3 protein-coding genes are annotated in these 1623 nt (G+C 73.5%); all 3 read left to right on the top strand.

Annotated features, from left to right (window positions below; translation table 11 throughout):
* The coding region (locus KME75_RS41395) for an acyl-CoA carboxylase biotin carboxyl carrier protein subunit (RefSeq protein ID WP_308283514.1) at positions 1-307 on the top strand (307 nt) is incomplete at its 5' end.
* The gene (locus tag KME75_RS41390; RefSeq protein WP_308283515.1) at positions 289-855 is read left to right on the top strand and encodes a GNAT family N-acetyltransferase; all 567 of its coding nucleotides are present in this window, start codon (positions 289-291) and stop codon (positions 853-855) included. The genes KME75_RS41395 and KME75_RS41390, both read left to right, overlap by 19 nt.
* Before the next feature lie 229 nt (positions 856-1084).
* Positions 1085-1561, top strand: coding sequence for a hypothetical protein (locus KME75_RS41385; protein WP_219420441.1), 477 nt, complete (start codon positions 1085-1087; stop codon positions 1559-1561).
* The last annotated feature ends 62 nt before the right edge of the window (positions 1562-1623 follow it).

Raw genomic sequence — 1623 nt, 5'->3', positions numbered from 1 at the left:
GTGGGGGGGGGGGGGGGGCGCGGCGCCCGCCGCGGCGGCGAAGGCCCCGCCCCGCAAGCGCGGCGGCGGCAAGGGCGGCGCGAAGGCGTCCGGGGATGCCGTCACGGCACCGATGCAGGGCACGATCATCAAGGTCGCGGTCGCCGACGGCGACACGGTCTCGGCGGGTGACCTCGTCGTCGTCCTGGAGGCGATGAAGATGGAGAACCCGGTCACCGCGCACAAGGACGGCACGGTCACGGGCCTGGCCGCCGAGGCGGGCAGCTCGGTGTCGCAGGGCACGGTCATCTGCGAGATCAAGGACTGACCACGGATCCCGTCGAGATCAACGCGGGCACCTGGTACCTCCGGGCGCTGCGGACCGATGAGAGGATCGACGACCGGCCCGCAGTGCTGGCATCGTGCGTCGATCCGGAGATCCGGCGGTGGCGCCGGAGGCCGCCCGCGGAGTGGGTCGAGGCCGACGCGTACATCCGCCGGCGGGCGCGGGACTGGGCGCGGGACGAGCGGTACACGTGGGCGGTCTGCGAGCCGACCACGGGCGAGATGTTCGGCGAGGTCGAGCTCGCCGCGGTCGATCTGCCGCTCGGCACCGCCGAGGCCGCCTGCTGGGCGCTCCCGGAGGCCCGGGGTCGCGGGATGATCACCACGGCGCTGTCGGCGGTGCTCCGGTTCGCCTTCGGCGGGATCGGCCTGCACCGGGTGACCTACGCGTGGGCGGAGGGCAACGCGGCCTCGGCGCGCGTGTCGGCGAAGTGCGGTTTCCTCCCCGAGGGCAGGCAACGCTCGGCCTACGAGGTGGACGGGCAGCGGATGGACGTCCTGCTCGCCGGCCGGTTGGCGACGGACCGTTGACGGGCGAGCACGCACAGTTCTAATTTCAGCGGGCCAGGTGTCACCGCGACCCTCGCGCCGTGCTGCACAAGTGCATAGCGAAGAGCAGTGACGCAACCCGTGTGACCACCCGACCACGGGGCCCGGTTCCTTCCGCCACGCGGAACACCGCGCCGCGGATCCCGTTCGCCACGCTGGCTCAGGCCGCGCCGCGAACACGTGCGAAGTCCCTTCGGCGACAGGATCCGTCATGCCCCCCGACATCCACGTGACCGCCCACATCCACACCGACGGGCCGATCCCCGGCCCCCATTCCCTGCTCACCCTCACCTCCGCCGCGCACGCGCCCGGCGGGGGCCTGATCAGCACGTTCAGCACGAACGTGCGCGAGCTGCCCGGTGCCACCCTGCACCCGATCGCCCTCGAGACCTGGAGGCGACGGGCGGAGGACTGGCTCTGCACCCGCCGGGCCAGCCGTCCACCCGCCATCGCGATGACCGCCTACGCCCGCTGGATCGAACGGCTCCCGGGGCCCGCGGTGTTCGTCGCCGACACCGCCGAACCCGACTACCTGTTCCTCTTCTGGTACCTGCAACGCTTCACCGGGCGCTGGCCGTTCGCCGGCACCCACACCGACGCGGCCCTCCACGGCCGCCTCGCCTGCACCACCTCGTGTCCGCTGGCCGGTTGCCGGGAGCCCGACGGGGCCCTGGCCGCCACCAGCTGACCACACCGCGACACCGCGACGGCCGGTGCGGAGGACGCTCCGCACCGGCCGTCGCCGTTCGC

This window comes from Pseudonocardia nigra, from assembly GCF_019396355.1.
In the GTDB taxonomy this organism is placed as follows: domain Bacteria; phylum Actinomycetota; class Actinomycetes; order Mycobacteriales; family Pseudonocardiaceae; genus Pseudonocardia; species Pseudonocardia nigra.
Note: the sequence above shows the minus strand (reverse complement) of the source record. Positions and strands in the feature narration are given on the sequence as shown.